We start from the raw sequence: 17,183 nt of genomic DNA on the forward strand, positions 1-17,183 counted from the left end.
CTACACCGGCACAGTGGATGGTGATGGCAACTTCAGTATCGACGTAGCAGGCGCTGATCTTGCGGCTGACACCAGTATTGCCGCTAGCGTCACGGCAACAGATGACGTCGGCAATGAAACTACTGCCACTGACACCGAAGGCTATGGTGTTGATACTACGCTCCCCACAGCAAATTCCGACACAGATGCTTCTATCACCACAGTTGCTCTGGGCTCATCCATGCAAACAAGCTGGAGGTCGGCAATTAGCGAGGGTATTGTCAGCGTGGAATCTGGGATTGATGGCTTGTCTGCCACGCCTTATTTCAGCGGCGCCTCATTGGGAGTTCAAACTGAAGGCGATAGCTATGGCAATAGTGGGAACGAAGGCCAGCTACAGCATCGAAGCTCAAACTTTGATGATGACAGTGAGGCAAATACGTCTGAGGCAATTGTCATTAAACTGGACGGGCTAACAACTGAGGCCAATTTCAGTTTTCTCCGATTGTATCCTCAAGATGATAACCAAAACTATGTCGAAACCGGCAAGTGGATTGCATTACGCGATGGCAAGGTTGTCGCAGAAGATACCTTCACAAGCGACAGGCATTATGGTTCTGAAACCATTGATACCAATGGCATTCTGTTTGATGAAGTTAGGTTTGAAGCGGCAGACTACTCCAATCGCCTGCTGGCCGATGGCTCTGACTCTTCCGATTATTACCTGCAACGCTTTGAGGCTGATGTCTACAAAGGAACCTTAGTGACGGGTGAAAATGATGTCCTAACTATTGATTCGGACTCGTTACTTGCCAATGACACGGATCCTGATGGAGATAACCTTTCGATCGTATCTGTAGAAGCGACCAGCAGCAGCGGTGCGACTCAAGGTAGTGTTTCGTTTGATCCTGCCACAGGCCAAGTCAGTTATGACCCGGCTGATGCCTTCGATGACCTCGACGCCGGGGAAACCGCAACAGATACGTTTACCTATACCATTACTGATGGCAACGGTAATGAGCACTCTGCTGAAGTGACCGTGACCATCGTTGGCCAAACTGGTGTTGAACCTCAGGTTAGAGCATCGTTGTTCAATGAGTTGTTAGAACAGCCCAATGAGTTGGATGATCTGCTACCTGCTGGAGATTCAAGTCCGGCTGGTGGTGCTGGAGACGGAGCGCCACAAGGTGAAATAAAGCAGCCAGAAGAAATTAAAGTAGACCTAGAACTGTAATTGATTTTTTGGGAATTTTTGGAGTTTTCAATGAAACTTGCCCGTTGTAGCGCGGTAGGTACGCTGCTAGTTGCAGCCCTGAGCCAAACAGTTGTGGCGCAAACATTGCCACAAGCAGTGCGCATTGCGGTAGAGACTCATCCGCAAATTGTCCAAAGTGAGCGTAAGGTTCGCGAAGGAGAGCAAACAGTCCGCCAAGCTGAAGGTGGCTATTTACCATCGGTGGATGTCACCGCAGACTGGGGATTTCAAGTTGTTGACAATCCGTCAACCCGGGCAAACGGCACTGATGATGAAACTTGGAACAATGGCCGCGTTGGTTTCGAAGCACGGCAAATGATATTTGATGGTTTCGCAACCACCAATGATATTGATCGAACCGAAGCATTTACTCTGGCTCGAGAACACGAGCTTAATGCCGTATCCGAGTCAATTGCATTGGCTGCGACCCGAGTCTATTTGGATGTGCAGCGCTACCGAACCCAGTATCAACTGGCTTTGGAGAATCTCGATAACCACAAACGTATCTATAAACAAATCAGTAGTCGGGTTGATCGTGGCGTCGGCACTATTGCTGATAAATCGCAAATCGAGAGCCGTCTGAATAATGCTGAATCCAATGTCATTGCAGCACAGAACAACTTGCTCGATGCGGAATCTGCATACATTCAAGTCATTGGTGAAAGTGCCAAGCAAGACTTGCAGCCTTTCAAGTTCCAAGAAAACTGGCTGCCACAGACTAAAGCAGAAGCTCAAGCTTTGGTTGGTAAGCACAACCCTGTGTTACTCGCTGCAAAGGCGGATATCGAAGAAGCTGAAAGCCGCTATCAGTACAGCAAGTCCACTAACTATCCAGAACTAGATTTGGTGTTGTTTGGCGACTATGGAGAAGAATTAGAAGGCACCGATGGCTCTGATACTAACTATGGTGCCATGTTGCAAGTTCGCTGGAACCTGTTCCGAGGCGGCTCCGATAAAGCCAATCAAAAAGCATCGGCTTACGTCGTAGAGCAAGCTCGTGCAATCAATATGAATGCCCACAGAGAGGCTAACCAACGGGTTAGTTTAGCTTGGGCTGCTTATGAGATGTTAGCTAAGCAGCAAGTGTTTCTGCAGCGCTATGTCACGGCCTCTGAGAAGACTCGAGATGCTTACAAGAAAGAGTTCAATCTCGGCAAGAGAACGCTATTGGATTTACTCGATTCTGAAAATGAACTATTCGGAGCACGCAATCAATTTGTCGATGCTCAAACTGAATATGAACAAGCGAAAGCCCGAGTATTGGAAGTGATTGGTAGCCTCAATCAATCTTTGCGCTAACAAAAAATAAAGGACTGACACAACATGAGCAAACCAGCCAAGCTACTAAGCTTTGTGGCCTTGTCGATTTCGGCTGTTTTAAATTCAACCTCTGCTCAAGCCGAAGAGGGTTACAAATACTATGTCGGCGGCCAAATCGGTCATGCCGAGATGGACTCTGGACATAAGCATTCTTCGGGAGCAGCGGTGCAACGAGGCCCCATGTTTGGTGGCCAGTTTGGTATTCAGCCATTCTCCAATGACCACTGGGAACTGCGTTTTCGAGCGGATTACTCTGAGCTGGATGTAGAAGATATCAGCGACGATGAATCCGCTTGGTGGTATGCACTGGATGCCTTGTACTTCTTTAATGGGGATTACAACTACATTTTTGCTGGTCCTCACTACGAGGACTTCGATAGTGACGAGCAAGCAGGGGCTCATATTGGTCTGGGTGCTCGTTATCACTTTAATGAAAATTGGGCATTAACAGGTGAAGTGCAAGGTTTGTACGGTTTTGAAGAAAGCACTACAGATTTTGTCGCTAGTATCGGTTTGTTGTATTTCTTTGGCCAACAAGCTGCGGCCGCAACGGTTGCCGATGATGACCGTGATGGCGTAAGCAACAATCTGGATAAGTGTCCTGACACGCCGCTTGGCCACAGTGTTGACGCAGAAGGTTGTACCCGCTTTTACGAGCAAGCCATTGTTAAACAAGTAACCATTCTTTTTGCTCATGACGATGCCACTGTGCCTGCTCGCTCCTATAACAACGTTGCTGAGATCGCAGATTTTATGGCTGCTCATCCACAATTAGATATTGTCATTGAAGGACATACCTCACTGGTGGGATCGGCAACCTATAATCAGAAGCTATCGGAACGTCGTGCCGATGCGGTCAAGCAGTTGCTTATTGAACGCTATCAAGTTGCTGAGCAGCGCATCAGCGCGCTGGGCTATGGTGAAACTCGCCCTGCTGTGGAGCCTGAGCAGACCGCTGATGATGCCGCCGCCAATCGTCGAATCATGGTTGAAATGAATGCCAGCAAACGCACTGCGATTACCAACGACGGTCAGTAAGGACCTCAAATGACAGCTAAGACAACGGGTTGGGGGTTGTTCTGATGCGAGCCTGGTGGGGCTGGCTCGGAGTGGCCTTGATGTCTTGGTTGCTGTGGGCCTCGCCTCAGCTTGATTTTAATAAGATGATCCAAGCGCTTCAGGCGCGCTATGGTGATGAAGCTGCTGAACGTGGCAAACAATGGCAGGCTTTAGTTGTTGCCCATGTCAATGCTGATGAGTTGACCCAGCTCAAGCAAGTTAATGACTACTTCAATGGTTTTTTGTTCGCCAACGATGATGTGGTGTGGAAGCAAGAAGACTATTGGGCAACGCCTGTTGAGTTTATTGGCAGAGCCGCAGGTGATTGCGAAGACTTCACCATTGCTAAATATTACACCTTGCTGGAAATGGGCTTTGATGCCAGTAAATTGCGCCTGATGTACGTCAAAGCCGTCGCATACAATCAGCACCATATGGTACTGACCTATTACAGCAAACGTGGTGCAATTCCACTCGTTCTGGACAATATCGACCCTGCGATTAAGCCCGCCACTGAGCGTGGCGATCTAATCCCTATTTACAGTTTCAATGCTGACTACTTGTGGCTAGCCAAAGCTCGAGGTGATGGCAAGTTAGTAGGCGAGTCGAGTCGTTTGAGCCTCTGGCGCGATCTGCGCGAACGTCAATCCGAATTTCAACATCAGCCCGAATCGAAGGATTTACCATGACCCTATATCGCCAAGTCTTATTGCTTCTATTGCTGTTGACTGTGGTTTCACTCTCGGCAGTGCTGATGCTGAACATTAAAAACAGCTCTGAATCGCTCAGGCTACAACAGCAAGTCTCGACGGAGAGTGCATTGACGTCATTGGGAATGCGACTAGCGCCGGTATTACAGCCTTATGATCGCGCGTTTGCTGAGTCGACTATCTTAGCGGCTTTCGATGGATCATTTTTTCGCAGTATCGAAGTCACGGTGTTCGCTAACGACGAAATAATTCGTAAAGACAATCAAGCACAACCTGCTGGTGTCCCTGCTTGGTTTACCAATCTATTTGAGATTGAACCTGTGGTTGCTGAAGCGCCGATCACTAATGGCTGGACCGAGGTAGCACTCGTGCGTGTCGAGGGGCACCCGGGGTTCGTTCAAGCTCAACTTTGGCGTTTGAGTACTGACTTGCTGACATTTTACGGTTCGTTGTTTGCGTTTTTTAGTCTATTGATGATGCTGGCATTGCGGATTGTCGTTAAGCGGCCACTTGAACAGATAGAAAACCAAGTCAATGCAATCGAGCAGCGAGAGTTTGGTTACCGAATTCCACTGCCCAGAACGAGAGAGCTACGCCAAGTTGTAAAAGCTCTCAATCATCTAACTGGAATCTTGAGCGAGCAATTCAAAGCTAATGCGTCGCAATTGCTCACTATGAAAACGCGATTACAACAAGATCCAGAAACGCAGGTCGCCAATCGACGTCACCTTATCAACGAGTTGCAATCACGCATGTCAGATCAGCAACCGCAGGCTGTAGTCATGTTATCTCTGCATGATCGCGATAAGATCCGCAAGCACTATGGCTACAAACAATGGTTGGATTTGATGCAGCAATCGGTTGAATCATTACGTCAGGTGTTCTCCGATCAACAAGTGATGATCGGCCGCCTGTCGGAAACCGATTTTGCTGTATTGATCCCGGTGTTGCCGGAACAAGATTTATCCGAGCCACTCGCTAAAGTCGCTGAGCACATGGATCAGTTGCATCAACAAGGCATTGCTCCGCTGCCTTCGTCTTGTGCGTTGGCTGGTGTCCCTATCGCCTCAGATGACAGTGTGACCGACGTGTTTACTCGTCTCGATCAAGCGTTACGCGACGCCGAGCAGCAAGGTCAAAATCCTTGGTTGTGGCGCAGCAACACCGAAGAACAGCCTCTGCGGTCGGGACAAGAGTGGGTCAATTTGCTGCGACAACGTATTGCCCGGCAAGAGCTACAGATTCGAACACAGCCGCTAGTTGCAGAGCTCGGTGGTCAGCCGGTTCATCAGGAAATTTATGCAGGTATTAAAGATGAAAATGGTACGCCATTAAATGCCGCCATATTTGTACCTGTACTTGAGCAATTTGATCTTGGTTGTGATTTAGACCGCGCGGTGTTGGCAATGCTGCAACAACAAGCACCGTTTGAAACACCACAAGTGGTCAACGTCTCATTGTCATCGATCCGAGATACTCAGTTTCTTCAAGCGCTGGCCGAAGTACCGGCCGCTGAGCGTAGCAATTTAGTTATTGAGTTGGCTGAGGTGTACCTGAGCCGGGATTATTCAGCGGTTCAAAGCTTTGTTGCTGTGCTTCGCTCTCTTGGTTATCACTTCGGAGTTGATAATTTGGGGGTTGGAACTGGCTTCGATGCAACCGACTTGAAGTATCTAAAAGAAATTCGTCCGGATTACCTAAAACTTGCTGCTGCTTTGTGTCGGCAAGTAGATGAGCAAAACTTAACTTTGGTTGCTGGCGTGGTCAATACCGCACGTAACTTAGATATTCCCGTCTATGCCACCGCAGTAGAACAGCAAGAGCAGCTAAAAGCGCTTCAAGAGTGTGGTATTCAAGGGTTCCAAGGTTACATTAATAACAGCCAGCAAGGTGGTTAAATCAGCGGGTCGTCTTCCGAGTTGGCGATGAGTGTGCTATCAGTACTCAGATCGCTTAGCCGCGTTCGGATTTCTTTTCGCTCTAACAGTTTTTGTTGAGCTGCTGTAGGTAGCTCGGTGAATTGAATCATGTTTTTCTTAATCAACAATTGGATTAAGTCTTCCAGAACCCGAATCAGCGGGGTATCCGAGCTTTGCAATAATGAAAGGATATCGGCGTCTTCGCCATGCTGTTTGAGGAACGTCAGCAGCTCGGGATTATCAGTCGTAATGGCTTCGGAAAATTGCTCATTCTGTTCACGAGCTATGGCGACAATATCACCGGAGGTGTTGCGACTCACAAAAAACATGTCTGCAAAGCTTTCATTCTGTTCACATTTTGTAAATCATAATGACGGTTACTGAAGGCGTCGGCAACTGCTAATTGGTTTTACAACCAATTCTAGTCTTCAGCTTGTGAAACTATTCAAAGGAATAATCATGTCAGACCCAGATCAACAGGGTTGGAAAATTAAAGATCAGGAAAAAGCATTTCTCGATCCCTTGCTTGATGCACTGACTTATTTGAGTAAGTGGCACGGCAACCCTATTGCCCGAGATGAGCTGGTTGCTGGCTTACCGCTGCCTGACAATAAACTAACGCCAGAGTTGTTTATTCGTGCCGCTAAGCGGGCCAATTTATCGGCTCGGTTGTTAAAAATGTCACTGACTGATATTCAACCTCAGTTGTTGCCAGCGGTGTTAATGCTGGAGCAAGGAAAAGCGGCCATATTAAGCAACATCAGCGGTAATGATGCGGCTTTAGTGATGCTGGAAAGTGGCGAAGGTGAAGTGGTTATGCCGATCGCTGAATTGGCTGAGCAGTTCACTGGCTATGTCCTGTTCGTCAAGCCTCAAGTTAAGTTTGATGAGCGCACACCGCAGTCCTTGGAGCACCAAGCCGAGCATTGGTTTTGGGGGACCCTGAAAGACAACTGGCGAATCTATCGCGATGTCTTGGTGGCATCTTTTCTGATTAGTTTATTTGCCCTCGCCAGCCCCTTGTTTGTCATGAATGTGTATGACCGAGTAGTACCCAATCATGCCGTCGACACCCTATGGGTACTAGCGATGGGTGTTTGCTTGGTATTTGTCTTCGACTTTGTCTTACGCCTGATGCGATCGCACTTTATCGATGTCGCTGGTAAGAAGTCAGAAATACTCATCTCTGCGCGTATTCTTGAACGCGTGATGGGAGTGAAGCTTGCCCAGCGACCCGCGTCCGTCGGTGCTTTTGCGCGTCACTTGCAGGAATTCGATTCAATTCGTGATTTTGTCACGTCGGCCACTATTACTGCTGTGATCGATGTGCCATTCACTTTGCTGTTTTTTGTCATCGTTGCCTACCTTGGCGGCTGGATGGTAGCCGTACCTTTGGTGATGGCTCTGGTAATCGTTGGTTATAGCAGTTGGATTCAAAAGCCAATGCGTCAAGCTGTTGATGAATCTGGTCGAATGTCGAGTCTAAAGAATGCCACCTTAGTTGAAGCTTTATCGGGCCTAGAGACAATTAAACTGACAGGCGCCGAAGGCCAAATGCAGCATCGCTGGGAGCAGGCCAATGGCCATATTGCCCAGTGGAGTGCAGAAAGTCGTCGTCATGCTGCTTCGGTATCGGGCGTTGCTACTTTGTCTGTGCAGTTGACCACGGTGTTTTTGATTATTGCTGGGGTGTACAAAATCACCCTTGGGGATTTATCCATGGGCGGTCTCATTGCCTGTGTCATGCTATCTGGCAGAGCGTTGCAGCCAATGGCTCAAGTGGCTCAGCTCGCCACGCGATACAATCAGAGTCGTGCGGCCTTTACCATGTTGAATGAGATCATGTCGTTGCCGGTTGAACGTCCCGACGATAAGCGCTTTCTCTATCGCGAAACTCTAGCTGGCAACATCGACTTAAAAGATGTCCGCTTTGCTTATCCTGAACAACAGAATCCAGCATTAACCGATGTTAATTTGTCCATTAAAGCCGGCGAGAAGGTCGGTATTATTGGCCGCATCGGCTCTGGCAAGTCGACCCTAGGTAAGCTCATTACCGCCATGTATGAACCACAGCATGGCAGCCTATTGCTTGATGATGTTGATAGTCGCCAGCTGAGCCCGAACCATATCCGTCATGTGATGGGCGTAGTGCCGCAAGATGTCACCATGTTTTATGGCACCCTGCGGGAAAACTTAACCTTGGGCGTCCCTTGGATCTCTGATGAGCAAGTTTTACGGGCCGCTGAATTGTCTGGCGTTGATGAGTTTGCTGCCCGTCATCCTCAGGGTTTAGATATGCGTATCGCCGAGCGGGGTAGCAACCTTTCGGGGGGCCAACGTCAGGCCGTCAGCCTCGCCCGGGCGTTGTTGCTCGATCCGCCGATCTTAGTGCTTGATGAGCCGACGGCTTCAATGGACAACACCAGCGAAGTGCGACTCAAAGCGAAACTACAACAATTGTTGGCCGACAAGACCTTGATTTTGATTACCCATAAAGCCTCAATGCTGGCTTTGGTTGATCGCTTAATTGTCATTGATCAGGGCCGTATAGTTGCCGATGGACCGAAACAAGCGGTGCAGGAAGCGCTTCGCTCTGGTCGACTGCAAGTGGATAGAGAATCATGAGTAAGCAGCCAGTTTGTTCCGAATCACTCAATATGATGCCTGATCGCGCCGCTGCTGCTTTACTGGCGACGCCTACCGGGGCGCGGCAAATGCTTTGGGCAATTGCAGCTTTTGTTGTTGTTGCAATTATTTGGGCGGCTCTCGCTGAGATTGATGAAGTTGCGGTTGGTACCGGCAAAGTCATTCCATCTCAACATTTGCAAGTGATTCAAAACCTCGAAGGGGGGATCGTCGCCGAAATTTTTATTACTGAAGGGCAGGCTGTCAGTGCTGGTGAACCTTTATTGCGACTCGATGACACTCAGTTTCGGGCCAACTTTCGAGAAAAGAACCAAGCCTATGACGACAACCGTGTAGTCATTGCGCGATTAAAAGATGAAATCGCATCGGCTGCGGTGATCGCTGATGGCTCTCTCGGTACCAGCGCGGCGACGCCGCTGACCGATCAACATCTCACTGAGTTAGCAACCGAGCTACCCGAGCTTGTCGAGCGGGAAAAAATTGTATTGGCGGGGCGCCTCAACGGCATGGTCAGTGCGCTAGAGGTGCTTGATGAGCAGTATGCGCAGTCTGAAAGTGACTTGTTGGCCCTAGAAGGCAAACTCGAGAGCCTCAAACTCAGCTATGAGTTGTCCCAGCAGGAAGTGGCGTTGATGCGACCATTGGTGGAAGAAGGGGTGGTGTCGCAAATCGAATTTCTGCAAAAACTGCGTGAAGAGAACAACCTCAAAGGCGACATGGATGCTGCCCGATTAGCTATTCCAAAGGCTCAAAAAGCGATGAACGAATCGCTAGAGAAGCGTCAGGAACTGGCATCGAAATTCCGTTCAGAATCGCTTCGAGAGTTAAGCAAAATTGAAGCCGAATTGCGCCAACTGCAGGAAAGTCGAGTGGGTTTGCAAGATAAAGTGGTCAGAACTCTGGTGCGTTCACCAGTTAACGGCACGATTCAAACACTCAACATTAATACTGTCGGTGGTGTTGTTCAGCCTGGTATGAACTTAGTTGAAATCGTACCGATGGATGGTCGTTTGTTGGTTGAGGCGCGAATTAAGCCTGAGGATATTGCTTTTATTCGCAATGGTTTAGATGCCATGGTCAAGTTCACGGCTTATGATTTCGCTATTTATGGTGGCTTAGCAGGCAAGGTGGTACACGTCAGCCCTGACACCATGGTCGATGAGGAAGGGATTAGTTACTACTTGGTGAGAGTGGAGACCGATCAGAGCTATCTTGGTCAAGAGCTACAACCACTGCCGATCATTACCGGTATGATGACATCGGTGGACATCATGACCGGTAAAAAATCGGTGCTCGATTACCTAATGAAGCCCATCACCAGAGCGCGCGAAAATGCCCTTAGGGAGAGGTAAATCGGCACTAACAAGCCCGCTTCGTTAGCGGGCTTTTTATTCGTATTTGCTAGTGGCAATTGCCACAACAGCCGGAATCGTCTGAATCTTTGTGATTGCTGCAACTGCCATGGCTGTGAACGTGACCATGGCTCAATTCTTCTGCTGTTGCGTCGCGGACTTCGAGGATTTCGACATCGAATGTCAAATCCATGCCTGCAAGTGGATGATTACCATCGACAATTACTTCGTCATCGGTGATATCTAAAACAATTACTGATTGCTCGCCGTCATCGGTGGTGGCCCGAAACTGCATGCCTGGTTTTACCTCAACATCACCAAACATATCTAACGGCACCGCTTGCATTAAATTTTCATGACGATGGCCGTATGCCTTATCAGCCTCTACTTCAACGCTAAAGGTATCACCTGCTTGATGGCCGATTAACGCCGTTTCCAGCCCTTCGATGAGTTGCTGATGGCCACAGATGATTCGCAACGGCTCGCCATCCAACGATGAGTCCAGCAGAGTGTCCTGAGCATGAACTGAATAGTGAATGACAACGACTTTATCTTGGGCCACTTGCATTGGCGGATCCTCAATGTTTTGATTGGTGCGGTAAGTTTTTCGGCTCTATTGGAGCTGCTAGTCTGTTTCCAGTCTACCCTTAACGGCAGCAATAATCACGGTTTGGCAGCCTTGATTTGTTGACGAATTTGTATCGTTCGTTTTGGAAAATCGGTGAATACGCCGTCAACTTTCACAACTGATACAAATACCTCGAGCCATTGTTGATAGGAATCAGCCCATTCTGGTAACTGGTCTGTTCTAAATGTGTAGGGGTGGATGATCAATTGCTGGTCGCGTGCATAGTTCACCAAAGAGCTTGGTTGTTGATGATTATCAAGTAGTTGTGGCCACCAAGGGCCGATGCCATCGGCGTAGCTGGCGATATCGCTAATACCTTGTGCGGACTTTAACCAGTCATAATTAGTTGTTGATTCTTGCCAGCTGTTTTCACCGATTAATTGCACCAGTTTGAGTTTACTGCCGAGCTTGTGACGAATCCGTTGCAGTTCATTGGCATCGAAGCACTGAAGGTAGACCGCGTGATGACGTTCGGTATAACCATAATGCGCTAATACTGCTAACACTTTAGCGCTGATATCTTGCCCCTGTGAGCGATGCCAATCCGGTGCTTTGATTTCCGGATAGATGCCGACGGCCATGCCTGTACTTTGATTCAACCCCTGAATGAGTTGAATTTCCTCCGCTAGTGTTGGGATCCGCAACCCCAGTTGCATCAACGGAAATCGTGTTGGATAAACACGCTGCTTGGTTTGATGATTAACACGCTCGTTTAGCTCTAGGGTTTTAAGTTCGGCCAAATCAAAATCAATGGCATAAAAACGACCATCTGCGCGAGCACGCTTGGGATACTTACTGGCAACGTCTGTGGTGGCATCCAAATGAATATCATGCAGCACAATGGGAATGCCATCACGGCTCAAGACCACATCTTGTTCAATATAATCGGAGCCGGTAGCGTGGGCATATGCGACAGCAACTAGTGAGTGTTCTGGCAATTGGCCCGAAGCGCCGCGATGAGCAATCACATCAAGGGCAAAACTAGTCGCGGGTAACAACAGCAGTGTTAGACGTAAACATTCGCTCAATAGTCGCATTCTTTGTCTCTCGTAAATCAAGTTGTGCTCTGCATGAGTTTATGACGGCAATATGACCGTTTAACGAACCAATAGGCCGGCAAAATTTCTGCTGCGCTGTCTCTCACTGTATGACACTGAAAGTTTGAATGTAAGCAAGAAATCAGACCTGATTGCTTTGAACTGAGATTCAAAGCTGATAAAAAGTAAGCGCTTACATTGATTCGTTTTGCAAGGATTTCTCCGATGGTGCTGTCTCACCGATACTGGCTTCGAACTAACTTGCTGACTACCTCGCTATTGTTGCCCTTAGTGAGCGTTGTTCTGCTCGGTTGCGGTGGAGGCTCTTCAAACCCAGATTCAAACGCGGATCCAACACCTGTTCCTGAACCACCAGTCGTTTCTAATGTGATTGACTGTGCCAGTTACGTAATGCCTTCAACTCCTGCATTATTGCCGAACTATGAGTTTGAAGTCACAGCAACAGAGCTGCGGATCAATCAACGGCCAGAGCCAATCAAAGGGGCCGTTTTTGAAATGTTCGCACCGGGGGAAGGCCCAGGCTATGCCGACAATGTGCCTGACGACATGCCCTACTTTTGTGTCTTATCGAAGGCTAAAGAAATGGGAGTAAATCTAATTTATGGCACCTTTGGCGGGCCAGAACAGATGCGAACTGAGTTTTTTGAAGCCATGGCTCACCTTGAACTGCCGGTTGCTATGGGGATTTGGTTTAGTGGCGAGGCAACCAATTATCAGGGAGTTGAAGGAGACTTCCAACACCCAGTGTTCAAAGCCCATGTTAGAGGGTTGATCGAAACCATGATTGACACCCTGCATCAAGGTTTAGGGCGAGACTACAATCAGCAGGTGCTTTACTTCAACTTAGGTAACGAGTTGTCGGATTGGGCCGTTCAAAATACTAATCAACTTCATCCTGAGATCACCGGTTATAACGGCGTTTACTTTTCAACGCCACCCAATAGCAATGCCACAGAAGCATTTTTGGCCGAGATGGCCGACTATACCAAGCAGTACGAAACGCAAACCTATGGCGTCTCTCGACCAGTGACTCACACTACTTGGCCTGTCGTGAGTCCTACTCTGGTCGATACCAGTTTCCTCGATTTTGTCAGTTATAACCTCTACAGCTATTGGCCGGAGTTTGTCTCGGAGCATTCGCCAGGTTCGGTGACCGGCACCGCTTATCAAGGTGCGCTGGAAGAGCTGGCCGCAGTTGCGGCCGATAAGCCGTTTTTGGTCTCTGAGTTTGGTTCATCGACTGCGCCATTGAGCACCATGTCGAATGTGCGTACGCCGCAGCAACAAGCTGAGTTATTCAGTCAGTACTGGCTCGATATATCGACAGGGCCAGATAATGTTGCCGGAGGTTTGGTATTTCAGCTGGTTGATCAATGGCATAAGAACGATTATTTGCACGCCAACGACAGTAGTTCGCCGTTCAGTCATGATGACAGTGATTCTGAAGAGTGGTTTGGAGTGATCTCAGTTAATGGTGATATTGGCAATCCAGAATACACCACCAAGCCGGTATATCAGGTGATTCAAAACACTTGGACCAACGAGGGTGACTAGAAACTTTGTTGTGAGAGCCGATTTTTTCGCCGCACTCTGTTACCATGCCACGCTTTAAAGAAATCAGTATCGGAGACATTATGGCTGAGTACAAAACTGACGAGCAGAAAGCTAGCTATGGCGTTGGTCGTCAAATGGGTGATCAACTTGCCCAACAAGCATTTGATGGTGTAGATATCGCCGCGGTTCAACAAGGTTTAGCAGATTCTTTGCGCGGTGAAGAGTTTGCCGTTCCTGCTGAAGAAATCAATGCAGCGTTCGCAGTTATTCAACAACGTATGCAAGAGCTAGAGAAAGCCAAATACGAGTCAGTGATCAAAGAAGGTGACGTATACCTGAAAGACAACTCGGCAAAAGACGGCGTTGAAGTCACAGACTCTGGTTTGCAATACGAAGTATTGGTTGCCGGTGACGGTGCTAAGCCAACTTCTGCTGACAAAGTGAAAGTTCACTATCACGGTTCTTTGATTGATGGCACAGTATTCGATAGCTCAGTTGAGCGTGGCGAGCCGATCTCTTTCCCAGTGACTGGTGTCATTCCAGGTTGGGTTGAAGCACTTCAGTTGATGACTGTTGGCTCGAAGTGGCGTTTGACCATTCCGCAGAATCTCGCCTACGGTGAGCGTGGTGCCGGCGCAGCGATTCCACCATATTCTGTATTGGTGTTTGAAGTAGAATTACTCGATATCGAGTAATTGCCAGCGCAGCGATTAAAAAACGGGGCCTCGATGGCCCTGTTTTTGTTTTAACTTCTAGCAAGTTGTGCAGCGATAATAGTTTGCAGTGGTATCAGGAGAATAACTGCGATGGAATTGAATTGTGTGGTGAGACAGACCGCAGATGACTTTGATGCGGTAGTTATTTGGCTTCATGGTTTGGGTGCCAGTGGCGATGATTTTGTGCCGGCACTACCTTATTTGGAATTGCCATCATCGGCCAAAATCCGCTTTGTTTTCCCCAATGCTCCGCGAATTCCTGTCACCATCAATGCTGGTTATGTGATGCCGGCTTGGTACGACATTATTAGCATGGGCGAACAACGCGAGTTTAGTGTGCCACAGCTACTGGCTTCGGCTGATATGCTGAAACAGTTAATCGACTTACACATTGAAGCTGGCATCGATTCTCGGCGAATTCTGATTGCTGGCTTTTCCCAGGGCGGAGCAGTGGCTTACGAGGCAGTGTTGAATTACCCCAAAACACTGGCCGGTTTACTTGCCTTATCGACCTATTTCCCAACTGCAGAGCGAGCGATGCTGGGAACGGCTAATCAATCGATCGAAGTGATGCTTCATCACGGTAGTCATGATGAAGTGGTGACGCCGCCGATGGCCCAAAGCGCGCACAATGATTTACTCCGCTTGGGAATAAATGTTAGTACTCACTATTACCCTATGGGGCATGAAGTTTGTTTGCCGCAGCTGAAAGATATTGGCGAGTTTATTAGTCGGCAACTGAAGCTGAGATAACAACTGACTTGGTTAACTAGAGAGGAGTAGGTATTGGGACCTGAGTCAGCTTGATACTGACAGCAGATCCCAAGAATGTTTAACGGTTAGTTCTTGCCTGCCCAGACGACAACAGCAGTATCACCACCTTTGCTTCGTTTAAAGGCGTATGGTGCATCGCTAATCTTGCTGTGTTGACCTGCGCCAATGGCGACATGGCGTTTGCGGAACTGAGCTACTTTCTGCCAGTGCGCCAACAAATCTGCCCGTTGACCGGTAATCCCACCCCAGTTCATGTCTGACCGAGTGCCTTGGTGCGGATCGGTGCCGGTTGGGCCGAATGGTCGAGCGGTCTCGTCACCATAGTAGACTTGAACAGCGCCTGGTAGCAGCAAGAATGGCGCAGCGATATCTCGTTGTTGATCAAGGGTACGGCTGTCTGTACCAAAGAAAAGTCGAGTATCGTGAGAGGAAATGTAACTCAGCACATTGAAGTTTGGATCCGAGTTTATGGCTTTAGCGTAATCGCTAAATAGCTTGTCAGCATCAGCCATACAATCCATCACTTTCTTGGCGTCATTCGCTTGGAAATCAAAGTTGATGACCGAATCAAAGCCTGCATCGAAGTAACCTGTGCGGGTCACGCCGTGTGCCCAAACCTCTCCGGTCATCCAGAATGGTTGGTCATCCAGTGCTTTGTCTGGGTTGTTTTTCTTCCAAGTGGCCAGAGCTTGTTCTGCGCGCTGTTTTAATGCCTGCCAAGATTCGAACTCAACGTGCTTTGCTGTGTCGGCTCGGAAACCATCAATACCATAGTCTTCGACCCATTGGGCAAGCCAATGAACAAGGTAATCGCGGACGGTGTAACCATCAATGGCGACAGCTTTAGTGTCCGGCTTATTGCGGTAGAAAATCGGCAAGTCGACCACTTCGTCAGATTCGGTCTTAAAATCAGGTAGGTATGCCAAAGACTTGGTGCGCTCGTTGTAACCTGGGTTGTCATACTCTGAGATATCGGTACGAATCCACTGTTTGCCCCACCAGTTCATCCAATTGCCATGGGTGAAGTCGATATTGTGGTTGAAGTCGTGCCAGCTCTGATGAGATTTAGGCTGCCAATTAGTCCATTGCTCAGAGCCCAGCAGTTCTTCGATACTTTGGTTTTTATCGTAAAAACCACCGAAGTCATATTGCTGCATGTCGGCTAATGTAGCGTAGCCGGTATGGTTCATCACCACGTCCAATACCACCCGGATGCCACGCTTATGAGCTTCGTCGACGAACGTCCGCATGTCATCTTCAGTGCCCATATTGGCATCAACTTTGGTGTAATCCATGACGTAGTAGCCGTGATAAGCGTAATGCTTGAAGTCGCCGCCGTTACCGCCGCCAACCCAGCCGTGGATTTGCTCATACGGGGCGGTAATCCAAATTGCGTTCATGCCCAGATCGGCAATGTAGTCGAGCTTCTCGGTTAGGCCTTTGAGATCGCCACCATGGAAAGTACCAATCTCTTTGTCGCCATCTTTCATTCGGCCGTAGCTGTTATCATTGCTTGGGTCGCCGTTATAAAAACGGTCGGTCATGACAAAATAAACCGAAGCGTTATCCCAGCTAAATTTGCTCGGTTGATGATCGGCTTTTTCTAGCAGTAACAAGCCGCCGCTTGACGGCGCTGGAGCCAAAGAGACCTTACCGTCTGTCACGGTAGTAAGCTGGCCTGAATAAAAATCTCGAATTTCAGTGCCATCGGCAAATGCGCTGCCGACATTCACTGTCACTTCGCCACCATCCCAGCTTGGACAGACTTTGGCGACGCCAGGTTTAGGAGCCGCTTTTTTCTTCGGAGTTAAACCAACGCGCAATTGTGCCGGTTGCTCGTTAGTATCCAATGAGATGCGATAGGATGTCTGACGGAACACTTTGAGGTCGAAAGCCGCGTCTTCAGCACACTCATTGGTCGCGTAATCGCGATTCAACTTCATTCTGTCTTTGCTGACAGCACCAAAGCGCAAGCCACAGGTGTTAGCTGAATCAGCGATTTGAAATTGGTGTTCGCCTTTGGGAAGGACCACATCCACTTGATAAACGCCGTCATCAAAGGAAAGTGGTTGACTGGTTCCCCAGTCATTCATAGAGCCTTTTAAGTAGAGCGCATCAGATGGTTGCGAAACGGAACAGGAAGCTGTCACCGTGGCTGCCAAAATGAGCCCTAGCAAACGTGAACTTTGCATGATGGTTCTCGTGATTTATGT

At 48.6% G+C, this 17,183-nt stretch carries 14 protein-coding genes; 10 read left to right on the top strand and 4 right to left on the bottom strand.

Annotated features, from left to right (window positions below; all coding sequences use genetic code 11):
* The 5 genes from CBE68_RS01890 to CBE68_RS01910 form a co-directional block, all read left to right on the top strand.
* Nucleotides 1-1,213: Ig-like domain-containing protein (locus tag CBE68_RS01890; protein WP_198959874.1), on the top strand; the 1,213-nt coding region annotated here is incomplete at its 5' end.
* Between the two features lie 30 nt (nucleotides 1,214-1,243).
* Nucleotides 1,244-2,533, top strand: coding sequence for a TolC family outer membrane protein (locus CBE68_RS01895; RefSeq protein ID WP_087504389.1), 1,290 nt, complete (start codon nucleotides 1,244-1,246; stop codon nucleotides 2,531-2,533).
* 24 nt (nucleotides 2,534-2,557) lie between these two features.
* Nucleotides 2,558-3,592, top strand: coding sequence for an OmpA family protein (locus CBE68_RS01900; RefSeq protein WP_087504390.1), 1,035 nt, complete (start codon nucleotides 2,558-2,560; stop codon nucleotides 3,590-3,592).
* 44 nt (nucleotides 3,593-3,636) lie between these two features.
* Nucleotides 3,637-4,302, top strand: a complete 666-nt coding sequence (locus CBE68_RS01905) for a transglutaminase-like cysteine peptidase (RefSeq protein WP_087504391.1) — start codon at nucleotides 3,637-3,639, stop codon at nucleotides 4,300-4,302.
* Entirely contained in the window at nucleotides 4,299-6,221 is a 1,923-nt protein-coding gene (locus CBE68_RS01910; RefSeq protein WP_087504392.1) for a bifunctional diguanylate cyclase/phosphodiesterase, read from the top strand. The genes CBE68_RS01905 and CBE68_RS01910 overlap by 4 nt, the downstream gene beginning before the upstream one ends.
* On the opposite strand, the gene CBE68_RS01915 is transcribed toward CBE68_RS01910, so the two are convergent.
* Nucleotides 6,218-6,571 carry a hypothetical protein gene (locus CBE68_RS01915; RefSeq protein ID WP_087504393.1) on the bottom strand — a complete coding sequence of 118 codons (354 nt, stop codon included), beginning with the start codon at nucleotides 6,569-6,571 and terminating at the stop codon, nucleotides 6,218-6,220. The genes CBE68_RS01910 and CBE68_RS01915 overlap by 4 nt on opposite strands.
* Before the next feature lie 130 nt (nucleotides 6,572-6,701).
* Here CBE68_RS01915 and CBE68_RS01920 point away from each other — a divergent pair, with 130 nt between their 5' ends.
* Together CBE68_RS01920 and CBE68_RS01925 are read left to right on the top strand one after the other, a co-directional pair.
* Entirely contained in the window at nucleotides 6,702-8,867 is a 2,166-nt protein-coding gene (locus CBE68_RS01920; protein ID WP_087504394.1) for a type I secretion system permease/ATPase, read from the top strand.
* Complete coding sequence (locus CBE68_RS01925) at nucleotides 8,864-10,240, top strand: HlyD family type I secretion periplasmic adaptor subunit (protein WP_087504395.1); 1,377 nt, start codon at nucleotides 8,864-8,866, stop codon at nucleotides 10,238-10,240. Before CBE68_RS01920 ends, CBE68_RS01925 begins: the two co-directional genes overlap by 4 nt.
* A 49-nt stretch (nucleotides 10,241-10,289) precedes the next feature.
* Here CBE68_RS01925 and CBE68_RS01930 read toward each other — a convergent pair whose 3' ends face one another.
* The gene (locus CBE68_RS01930; RefSeq protein ID WP_087504396.1) at nucleotides 10,290-10,808 is read right to left on the bottom strand and encodes an FKBP-type peptidyl-prolyl cis-trans isomerase; all 519 of its coding nucleotides are present in this window, start codon (nucleotides 10,806-10,808) and stop codon (nucleotides 10,290-10,292) included.
* Between the two features lie 95 nt (nucleotides 10,809-10,903).
* A complete protein-coding gene (glpQ, locus tag CBE68_RS01935; protein WP_087504397.1) occupies nucleotides 10,904-11,905 on the bottom strand; it encodes a glycerophosphodiester phosphodiesterase in 1,002 nt (333 codons plus the stop codon).
* Nucleotides 11,906-12,130: 225 nt separating this feature from the next.
* Here glpQ and CBE68_RS01940 point away from each other — a divergent pair, with 225 nt between their 5' ends.
* The 3 genes from CBE68_RS01940 (at nucleotide 12,131) to CBE68_RS01950 (ending at nucleotide 14,949) form a co-directional block, all read left to right on the top strand.
* Complete coding sequence (locus tag CBE68_RS01940) at nucleotides 12,131-13,480, top strand: hypothetical protein (protein ID WP_087504398.1); 1,350 nt, start codon at nucleotides 12,131-12,133, stop codon at nucleotides 13,478-13,480.
* A gap of 80 nt (nucleotides 13,481-13,560) precedes the next feature.
* Complete coding sequence (locus CBE68_RS01945; protein WP_087504642.1) at nucleotides 13,561-14,175, top strand: FKBP-type peptidyl-prolyl cis-trans isomerase; 615 nt, start codon at nucleotides 13,561-13,563, stop codon at nucleotides 14,173-14,175.
* 111 nt (nucleotides 14,176-14,286) lie between these two features.
* Nucleotides 14,287-14,949 (top strand): alpha/beta hydrolase, encoded by a 663-nt coding sequence (locus CBE68_RS01950; protein ID WP_087504399.1) that lies wholly within the window; start codon nucleotides 14,287-14,289, stop codon nucleotides 14,947-14,949.
* An 86-nt stretch (nucleotides 14,950-15,035) separates the two neighbouring features.
* On the opposite strand, the gene CBE68_RS01955 is transcribed toward CBE68_RS01950, so the two are convergent.
* Nucleotides 15,036-17,162, bottom strand: coding sequence for an alpha-amylase (locus tag CBE68_RS01955; RefSeq protein ID WP_087504400.1), 2,127 nt, complete (start codon nucleotides 17,160-17,162; stop codon nucleotides 15,036-15,038).
* Nucleotides 17,163-17,183 lie beyond the last annotated feature (21 nt).

Origin of the sequence: Neiella marina, from assembly GCF_002165625.1 — a bacterium.
GTDB classification, from domain to species: domain Bacteria; phylum Pseudomonadota; class Gammaproteobacteria; order Enterobacterales; family Neiellaceae; genus Neiella; species Neiella marina.

Coding starts and splice junctions, on each gene's coding strand:
- CBE68_RS01950 (WP_087504399.1), top strand. CDS start 14,287: ATGGAATTGAATTGTGTGGTGAGACAGACCGCAGATGACTTTGATGCG.
- CBE68_RS01900 (WP_087504390.1), top strand. CDS start 2,558: ATGAGCAAACCAGCCAAGCTACTAAGCTTTGTGGCCTTGTCGATTTCG.
- CBE68_RS01940 (WP_087504398.1), top strand. CDS start 12,131: ATGGTGCTGTCTCACCGATACTGGCTTCGAACTAACTTGCTGACTACC.
- CBE68_RS01905 (WP_087504391.1), top strand. CDS start 3,637: ATGCGAGCCTGGTGGGGCTGGCTCGGAGTGGCCTTGATGTCTTGGTTG.
- CBE68_RS01895 (WP_087504389.1), top strand. CDS start 1,244: ATGAAACTTGCCCGTTGTAGCGCGGTAGGTACGCTGCTAGTTGCAGCC.
- CBE68_RS01915 (WP_087504393.1), bottom strand. CDS start 6,571: ATGTTTTTTGTGAGTCGCAACACCTCCGGTGATATTGTCGCCATAGCT.
- CBE68_RS01955 (WP_087504400.1), bottom strand. CDS start 17,162: ATGCAAAGTTCACGTTTGCTAGGGCTCATTTTGGCAGCCACGGTGACA.
- CBE68_RS01925 (WP_087504395.1), top strand. CDS start 8,864: ATGAGTAAGCAGCCAGTTTGTTCCGAATCACTCAATATGATGCCTGAT.
- CBE68_RS01945 (WP_087504642.1), top strand. CDS start 13,561: ATGGCTGAGTACAAAACTGACGAGCAGAAAGCTAGCTATGGCGTTGGT.
- CBE68_RS01920 (WP_087504394.1), top strand. CDS start 6,702: ATGTCAGACCCAGATCAACAGGGTTGGAAAATTAAAGATCAGGAAAAA.
- CBE68_RS01910 (WP_087504392.1), top strand. CDS start 4,299: ATGACCCTATATCGCCAAGTCTTATTGCTTCTATTGCTGTTGACTGTG.
- glpQ (WP_087504397.1), bottom strand. CDS start 11,905: ATGCGACTATTGAGCGAATGTTTACGTCTAACACTGCTGTTGTTACCC.
- CBE68_RS01930 (WP_087504396.1), bottom strand. CDS start 10,808: ATGCAAGTGGCCCAAGATAAAGTCGTTGTCATTCACTATTCAGTTCAT.